The 8,298-nt window shown below is 39.5% G+C and carries 8 protein-coding genes; 7 read left to right on the top strand and 1 reads right to left on the bottom strand.

Annotated elements, in window-relative coordinates; translation table 11 throughout:
- Positions 1-885, top strand: an 885-nt coding sequence (locus tag AAV96_RS07940; RefSeq protein WP_046738921.1) for a cation diffusion facilitator family transporter, incomplete at its 5' end; no start/stop codon positions are given.
- A gap of 65 nt (positions 886-950) precedes the next feature.
- On the opposite strand, the gene dsbD is transcribed toward AAV96_RS07940, so the two are convergent.
- Positions 951-2,858 (bottom strand): protein-disulfide reductase DsbD, encoded by a 1,908-nt coding sequence (gene dsbD, locus AAV96_RS07935; RefSeq protein WP_046738920.1) that lies wholly within the window; start codon positions 2,856-2,858, stop codon positions 951-953.
- Between the two features lie 168 nt (positions 2,859-3,026).
- Between dsbD and AAV96_RS07930 the strand changes: the two genes are divergently transcribed.
- The 6 genes from AAV96_RS07930 (at position 3,027) to AAV96_RS07905 (ending at position 8,236) form a co-directional block, all read left to right on the top strand.
- The gene (locus AAV96_RS07930) at positions 3,027-3,575 is read left to right on the top strand and encodes a TlpA family protein disulfide reductase (RefSeq protein WP_227505829.1); all 549 of its coding nucleotides are present in this window, start codon (positions 3,027-3,029) and stop codon (positions 3,573-3,575) included.
- 14 nt (positions 3,576-3,589) lie between these two features.
- Positions 3,590-3,844 carry a DUF4266 domain-containing protein gene (locus tag AAV96_RS07925; protein WP_004660946.1) on the top strand — a complete coding sequence of 85 codons (255 nt, stop codon included), beginning with the start codon at positions 3,590-3,592 and terminating at the stop codon, positions 3,842-3,844.
- Positions 3,835-5,214 (top strand): DUF3570 domain-containing protein, encoded by a 1,380-nt coding sequence (locus AAV96_RS07920; RefSeq protein ID WP_046738918.1) that lies wholly within the window; start codon positions 3,835-3,837, stop codon positions 5,212-5,214. Before AAV96_RS07925 ends, AAV96_RS07920 begins: the two co-directional genes overlap by 10 nt.
- A gap of 84 nt (positions 5,215-5,298) precedes the next feature.
- Positions 5,299-6,201 carry an FAD:protein FMN transferase gene (locus tag AAV96_RS07915; protein WP_227505828.1) on the top strand — a complete coding sequence of 301 codons (903 nt, stop codon included), beginning with the start codon at positions 5,299-5,301 and terminating at the stop codon, positions 6,199-6,201.
- A complete protein-coding gene (locus AAV96_RS07910) occupies positions 6,186-6,866 on the top strand; it encodes a response regulator (protein WP_004660952.1) in 681 nt (226 codons plus the stop codon). Before AAV96_RS07915 ends, AAV96_RS07910 begins: the two co-directional genes overlap by 16 nt.
- Positions 6,866-8,236: an ATP-binding protein gene (locus tag AAV96_RS07905; protein WP_046738916.1), complete on the top strand. Its 1,371-nt coding sequence runs from the start codon at positions 6,866-6,868 to the stop codon at positions 8,234-8,236. Before AAV96_RS07910 ends, AAV96_RS07905 begins: the two co-directional genes overlap by 1 nt.
- The last annotated feature ends 62 nt before the right edge of the window (positions 8,237-8,298 follow it).

The raw sequence follows: 8,298 nt of genomic DNA, 5'->3' as shown, positions 1-8,298 counted from the left end.
ATGATTGAATCAAATATTGATCTTGAGGCGAGAGCAAAAGCTGCTTCCAAATCAACATGGATAAGTGTTGTTGTTAATATCTTTTTGTCGATTGGACAGATATTGATTGGTATTTTTTCAAAATCACAAGGTCTAGTTGCAGATGGTATCCATACTTTAAGTGATTTAGTTGCGGATTTTATTGTATTGGTGGCGAACCGTCATAGCCAAAAAGCACCTGACGATGCACATCCATATGGCTATCTTCGTTTTGAAAATGCAGCATCTTTTATACTTGGTCTGATCTTATTCATTGTTGGTATCGGCATGTTATGGACAGCTACGCATAAGATCCTTCATCCCGAACAAATTCCCAAAGTACATAGTATGGCGCTTTGGGTTGCGATAACAGCTTTGATCTGTAAAGAACTTTTGTTCCGTTATATGCTCGCTATTGCCAAAAAAGTAAAATCAAGTTTATTGATTGCAAATGCTTGGCATGCACGTTCAGATGCAGCATCTTCTTTTGTTGTTGCCTTAGGGATTTTAGGTAATCTCGCAGGATATCCAATTCTTGACCCAATCGCAGCCTTAATTGTCGGTTTAATGATTGCCAAAATGGGGTTTGAGTTTAGCTGGACGGGCTTACATGATTTGATGGACAAGTCGGCGAACGAAGATGAAATAGCCGCGATCAAAGCAACTTTGTTGAAGAAAGACGGGATACTAGGTCTGCATCAACTCAGAACACGTAAAATGGGTGACTTGATTATTGTCGATGTTCATTTGGAAGTCAGCGGCGAACAAAGTGTCAAAGAAGGACATAGAATTGCAGTAGAGGCGAGAAATGAAGTCCTTAAAAATCATAATGTCATTGATGTTGTCACTCATATTGATCCAATATAGTGAGGCATTGAAAATGCAATGGCATCTAGAATAAATTATATTCAAGATGCCTAGATTTGGATGATTTATTTAAGATGTGCAATCAGTTTATCAGCTTCTATTTCCCCTTGAACGCGTAAACTTTTTAATTCATTGCCATTATTGTCGATAAAAATGAGTGCAGGTGGGCCATACAAATGCATGGCTTGTAGCCATTCTTTTTGTACTTGACTGCTTTCGCTCATATCAAAACGAATTCTTTTATATTTCGAAAATGCTTCAATCACACGGCTATCGCGAAACGTTGAACGTTCCATGACTTGGCAAGCAGCACACCAATCGGCAGATACATCGATTACAACAGTCTGTTTATTTTGTTTGGCTTGATCTAATAAGGCTTGTAAAGCTTGCGGTTGGCTCACTGTTTCAAAGACGACATTCACGGGTTTAGTGGTATCGGGTGATACTGCCGTATGGCTTAAAGCAGCAAGTGGGTGTAATGGATCATCTTGGCCTGTTGCAGCACCGATCCATAAAAATAGCGCCAATATGCTAAGCCCAAGACCAAATGCTTTGACTAAGCGATCTTTATGGTTTTTTGCTTGTTCAAAAGCACCTAACCAAACTCCATAGCCTCCAAGTAAGGCACCCCACATCCATAGCGTTACACTTCCTGTCCAAACGCGAGATAATAACCAGATCGCGACAGCGATTAATCCAACACCAAAAATACTCTTGATTTGCTCCATCCAGCTTCCAGAGCGTGGCAATAATTTAGCACTTGTGGTACCTAGAATAATCAACGGAATTCCCATACCTAGTCCTAAACTAAATAATGCCATTCCGCCAAGTAAAGCATCACCAGTGGCACTGATATAGACCAATACACCCGCTAAAGGCGCAGAAACACAGGGTGAAACAACAAGTGCTGAAAGTGCACCCATCAGTGCAACCGAACCAATGCGTCCACCTTTTTGTTGTTGAGAGAATCGATCTAATTTGTTTTGAACAAAATGCGGGAGTTGTAGGGTGTATACACCAAACATACCGAAAGCCAAAACAATAAACAAAATAGCAAAGCTGATAAGTACCGCTGGTGATTGTAGCCATAGTTGAAGATTTGCTTTCGCACCGAAATACCCCATGAGTGTTCCCATGATGGCATAACACACCGCCATACCCAGTACATAAGCAAGGGACAGTTTAAAACCTCTCCATCCTGTTAATCGCTCACTTTTTTCACCTGCAATCAAACCTGAAAGAATCGGCATCATGGGAAATACACAAGGTGTAAATGCAAGACCTGCACCTAAGACTAAAAGTGTTAATAAAATGAGTGGCACACTCGCATGATTTAAAAATGCAGCAAGACTCGAGGCGTTATTCAGATCGTAGTTTTCATCTTTATTTTTTACAGGACTTATGGTTTCTAGTGTGGTGTTGGGCTTTTTAATACTAGTTGCAGAAACCAATTTTAATCCTTTGGGATGAATGGTGAGTACTTCATCTACAGGTGGAAAGCATAAGCCACTATCAGCACAACCTTGGTAACGCAATTTGATTTGGACTGTTTCTGGTTGGCTACTACCTAAATGCGTAATACCAACTTTCATTGTTGCAGCATCATGAAATACAGCCACACGTCCAAAATTAGGATCTTGTTTCCATACCATATGACCAGCAAGTTTGCTTGTATCTATCGTCACATCTTTTGGTGTGAAGACTTCTACATGAATTCGATCTCGATACAAACTGTAATTGGGTGCAATCGTCCATTTCAAATTTAGTGCAGCTTGATTTTGATCTGGTTGTACTTTTAATGAAAATGCTTGTTCTACAGGCAAAAAGCTATCTTGAGTTGTATCCACAACTTTCGAGAAATCAAGTGTAGCTGCATTCACGATTTGCAGTGATAAAAAACCTAAAATTAAAACAATAAAAATATGCAGTGTAGATCTATAAACATCTTGAATCGGATTGAAGAACAGTCTCATCCAGACATCCCCTAATTTCATTTATACGGACGTACATTTTTTGATGGATGAAGCGTACTGAAGTTAATCACAACTTGCCTTAACACTTGCTTAAGCCATTGCTGGATTGTCTTAAGCAAGTGTTAATGTTTGACCGATTGCATTTCATTAGTCTATGAGCTGAGGAAAATGTGGAGTCAGTCGATGGCTTGGGAAAAACAAAAGTTAGCAAAAATAAAATGGCGAATTGCAGTTTTAGCATTACTGAGTTGTGGTGGTGCTTTGAGTGTCAGCACAACTCAGGCAGCAGAACCATCAGCAGTTTCTGCGAACAATAAAATGTTGCCAGCGAGCGATATTAATTGGTCGAAATATGCAGGGAAAGTGGTTGTGATTGACTTCTGGGCCAGTTGGTGTGGCCCTTGTCGAGAATCCTTTCCTTGGATGAAACAAATGCAAGCCAAGTACGGAAAAGATGGATTGGTCTTCGTAGGAATCAATGTAGACAAAGATCCTGCATTAGCGCTCAAGTTTATTCAGCAATATCAGCCTAATTTTGAAATTAGATCAGACCAACAAGGAAAGTTAGCCAGCCAATTTAAGGTACCAGGAATGCCTTCCACATTCATTCTTGGGCGCGATGGTCAGCCAGCAGCAAAACATCAAGGTTTCTTCAAGGCCAAAGAAGCCGAGTATGAGGCTGAGATTGTGCGCTTACTCTCCAATAAAAATACTTAGAGCAGAGGTGAAATTTGAAACTTAGTTTAAAGATATTAAGCAGTCTAGGCATCTTATTGCCGAGTCTGTTGTTATCAGCATGTAGTCATATGCCAACGAAGATGCAAACTTTAGGGGTTAAGCCTTGGGAGCGTGATATTTTGGCTCGTCCAGCGATGCAATTAGATGCTGCACCATTAGATGCAGCTTATGATGAACATATTTATTTTAGTAAAGAAGCAGCCAGTGGCGGTCGTGGTTTTGGTGGTGGAGGTTGCGGATGCAATTAACAAAAAAATCAGCACGCCACATTGCGCTTGCTTTGACTCAGGCTTCAACAGTTTTATTAAGTAGTCACGTTGCACATGCTGAAACGACTACAACATCTAGCAAAGAAAGTACTGCTTCACCTTTTAGTTTATCTAAAATCGTAGAGCCAGGTTGGAAAGTTGATACTGCGGTGCTGATGTATAAAGAGGTGGATAGTCGTGTTCAAGCTATCGAACCGAGTGTTCGTTTTGAAAAAGACTTTGGCGACCAACATATTTTATCTGGAAAGGTTGTTGTTGATTCACTCACAGGTGCTTCACCGAACGGTGCGACATCAGCCAATGTGCCACAAACTTTTACAGGCCCATCAGGTAATGCTGCGAAACCAACGCCAGCAAACCAATTACCATTAGATGATGAATTTCATGATACCCGTGTTGCAGCATCCGCAAATTGGCAACAACCGATTGCACCAGATATGAAGCTGAATGTGGGTGGAAATGTCTCAAATGAGTACGATTTCAGATCAATCGGAGCAAATGCGAGCATTGCGAAAGACTTTAATGACAAGAATACCACTGTGTCATTGGGTGGCGCATTTGAGTATGACAGTATTGATGCTGTTGGTGGTGCACCTGTACCTCTAACTCCACAATTAGATGGACAGAAACAACAAGGCACAAAGAGCAAGAATGTTTCTGATGTTTTACTTGGCTTAACGCAAGTAATTGATCGTCACTCACTGGTACAACTCAACTATTCATTATCGATGAGTAATGGGTACCAAAACGACCCATATAAAATTTTGACGCTAGTCGATGCTAACGGCAATTTAATTGCTGATCAGGACTTTGCGGCAGGCAATAATTTCTACTTATTTGAAAATCGTCCAGACAAAAGAACACGTCATAGCTTCTTTGGTGAATACAAATATGGGTTTGATCGTGGTGATGTTGCCGATGTCTCATATCGTTTTACCACGGATGACTGGGGCGTTAAATCACACACATTTGATGCAAAATATCGTTATGCGGTTAACGAGAAATATTTTGTAGAACCTCATGTTCGTTACTATACCCAAACAGCTGCTGATTTCTATCATAGCTACTTAAAAGTGGGGGATGGTATCGAATTAGATGCTCAAGGTGAACCTGTTCCGACCGTACAGTATGCATCAGCGGATAGCCGCTTGGGTGCGTTTGATGCAACGACCTACGGTGTTAAGTTTGGGATGAATCTTGCAAATGACCGTGAGCTGAGTTTCCGCGTCGAACAATATGATCAGAAAGCCAAAGATTTAAAACCGATTGGTGGGAATTTAGCAGGACAAATTTTGCAACCAGATTTATCGGCAACCTTTGTTCAACTTGGTTATAGTTTTAAATGGTAATAATTTAATCTAAGCTGTTAAAACCTATTACTTTCGAGTAGTAGGTTTCATAATTTATACTGATTTAAACTAAGTCTGAGTATGATGTCTCATAGATTAGAATTAATACAAGAAAATGATGCGCTTCATCAAATTCGCTTTACTGCGATGGCAAGCCCTTGCCAAGTGTTATTAGATCATACCGATTGGACGAGCGCAGCACATATCGCACAAGCTGTTTATGCAGAATGTTTACGCATTGAACAGAAATATAGCCGTTATCGTGATGATAGTTTTTTAGCCGCTTTACATCGCAATACCGATTGTTGGTTTGATGTGGATGAGGAAACAGCAAAATTATTTGATTTTTCTGAAATTTTATATCAATTGTCCGAAAAAAAATTTGATATTACCTCTGGTGTACTTGGAAAAATTTGGCATTTTGACGGTTCAGAGCAAGTTCCAACTATTGAGCAAATCAATCAGCTTTTGCCTCATATTGGTTGGGACAAAGTAAAATGGCAGCAATCTCAGAAAAAAATTTACTTACCTCACGGAATGTCGCTCGATTTTGGTGGAATTGGTAAAGAATACGCAGTGGATCGTTGTGCCGAAATCATTGAGCAATTAAGTCAGCAAGCTTATTTAGTCAATTTTGGTGGGGATCTCAGAGCTAGAGGGCCAAGAAAAGCAGGTTTGGCATGGCGAATCGGTTTAGAAACACCTGAGCAAAACAATCAAGCACAAGCCTATTTTGATTTAAATACAGGGGCTATGGCGACCAGTGGTGATAGCAAAAGGTATTTGTTCAAAGATGGTGTTCGTTATAGCCATATTTTAAATCCATTAACAGGTGCCTCTGTAAAAGATGCACCGCGTTCAATTACCGTTTATGCTCAAACCTGTATTCAAGCTGGTATGTTAGCGACCTTGGCAATGTTAGAAGGTGCGGGTGCAAAACAGTTCTTAGCAGAACAATCAGAGGGGCAAGCATGGATTATCGACTAAGTGGACAACGTATTTTTTTAGTTGAAGATGATCTTATGCTGGGTGAGTCTTTATCTGAAATCTTGCAAGCTCAAGGTGCAGAGGTAAATTGGCATAAGAATGCTGAACGGGTTATGAGTTGCTTGCAAACGTCAAGCTATGACTTGATGATTTTGGATATTGGTTTACCTAAAATTTCTGGTTTTGAGTTACTTGCCCAATTACGGGAAATGCAACAAGACTTGCCTGTTCTGATTTTATCGGCACGAGACATGATTCAAGACAGAGTTTTTGGTCTCGATCTTGGTGCAGATGATTATGTTTTAAAACCTTTTGACTTATCTGAATTACTGGCAAGAGTTCGTGTTTTAATTAGACGACGTTGTGGCCGTGCGCAGACCAAAATTAAAATTGGTGAGGTTTGTTTAGATCCAAGTTCACATCAAGTTTTTTATTTAAATCAAAAAATTAGCTTATCGCGTCAAGAGTATCGCTTGCTGAAGTTGCTGATGGAGCATATTGGACAGGTGATTACCCGTGATCGTTTGGAAACGGCATTATTAGATAAAGATGAATTAGAAAGTAATGCTTTAGAGGTACATATCCATCATTTACGTAAAAAGCTATTTCCTGAGTTTATTCGAACCATTCGCGGTGTTGGATATTTAGTTCAAGTAGAACTGTAATGCAGAAAATATTATCGATAAAACAACAAGTTGTTAGAACAAGTTTATATGCGCTTATTCTCGCATTAGTTTTGAGTAGTATTTTAGGCTATCTTGCGACAAAACATGAAGTAAATGAGTTGTTTGACGCAACTCTAATTGATAATACCAGAATTATTAAGGGTTTAATTGATTCAGAACAGACACATCAAAATTGGATAGATTTGCAAAAAAGCCTTGATGAAACATTACTTGAACATATCAGCTCAGGCGATCAACGCTTCAACGGTCATGCCTATGAAAAGAAGATTGCAATTCAGGTCTGGAGTAAAGAGGGCGATTTAGTCCTTCGTTCGGCCAGTGCCCCAAATCATGCTTTAGCACCATTAAAAGAAGGATTAACACAATTTCAAGGTGGGGAATATGATTGGATGGTTTATACCGTTTGGCTGCCTAGCAAAAAGAGCTGGCTTGCTGTTGCAGAGCGATTAGATATTCGAAAGGAGCTATCAACCAATATCGAAGCCAGTTTATTACTCAGTTTGATTTTTGCACTTTTTTTAGCCTTATGTTTATTAAAACTTCAACTTAAAAAAGCATTTGCACCGTTAGTGGAATTAGGTGAGAAAATTTCTCAACGCGATTTTAATGATTTAAGTGCGTTACATTTACCTCATTCGCCCGACGAATTGAAACCTGTGATAACGGAGTTAAACGATTTATTCCATCGAGTAGATTCTTCACTAGAAAGAGAAAAGCGTTTTTTAGCTGATGCAGCGCACGAACTAAGAACGCCACTTACTGTGATTAAATTACAAGTTGAACAAGCACTTATTCAACCTGATGCAAGAGAAACGATTTTACAGCGTTTATCTGAAAGTGTAGAGCGTAATCAGCAAGTGGTCGAACAAATGCTTTTGTTGGCCCGTTTAGAAGCGGGGCAAATGTCTGTACATACCACAACTGTTATTTTTTCAGCTTTAATTCGAGAGGCAATTGCTCAACTCATGCCATTGGCATTTAAGAGAAATATTGAATTTCACTTAGATGTTGAAGAGGTGACTATCAATGGAGACTCGGCGCTTTTACTCTCGTTGCTACGTAATTTATTTGATAATGCTCTAAGGCACTCGCCAAATAATGCTGTCATTTCAGTAAAGTTATTTAAGCAAGCTCAAATGATAATTTTTGAAGTGGTTGATGCTGGAACGGGGATTGATCCAAAGTTTTTAGGTGAGGTTACCAATCGGTTTACGCAAGTTGGTGGAAGTGATGTGGGAGCTTCAGGATTAGGATTGGCAATAGTATCTAAAATTGCTCAATTACATGGTATGCGCTTAGTTCTAAATAACCATGAAACAGGTGGCTTGATCGTGCACTTACAATGGTAGAAAACAGAAATAAACCTGATTTTTACGGTGATGTAATAGTTTTTATTTCAATAAATTCATTG

This window comes from Acinetobacter sp. AG1 (assembly GCF_001005525.1).
In the GTDB taxonomy this organism is placed as follows: Bacteria; Pseudomonadota; Gammaproteobacteria; order Pseudomonadales; family Moraxellaceae; genus Acinetobacter; species Acinetobacter modestus.
Note: the sequence above shows the minus strand (reverse complement) of the source record. Positions and strands in the feature narration are given on the sequence as shown.

Coding starts and splice junctions, on each gene's coding strand:
- AAV96_RS07915 (WP_227505828.1), top strand. CDS start 5,299: ATGTCTCATAGATTAGAATTAATACAAGAAAATGATGCGCTTCATCAA.
- dsbD (WP_046738920.1), bottom strand. CDS start 2,858: ATGAGACTGTTCTTCAATCCGATTCAAGATGTTTATAGATCTACACTG.
- AAV96_RS07920 (WP_046738918.1), top strand. CDS start 3,835: ATGCAATTAACAAAAAAATCAGCACGCCACATTGCGCTTGCTTTGACT.
- AAV96_RS07910 (WP_004660952.1), top strand. CDS start 6,186: ATGGATTATCGACTAAGTGGACAACGTATTTTTTTAGTTGAAGATGAT.
- AAV96_RS07930 (WP_227505829.1), top strand. CDS start 3,027: ATGTGGAGTCAGTCGATGGCTTGGGAAAAACAAAAGTTAGCAAAAATA.
- AAV96_RS07905 (WP_046738916.1), top strand. CDS start 6,866: ATGCAGAAAATATTATCGATAAAACAACAAGTTGTTAGAACAAGTTTA.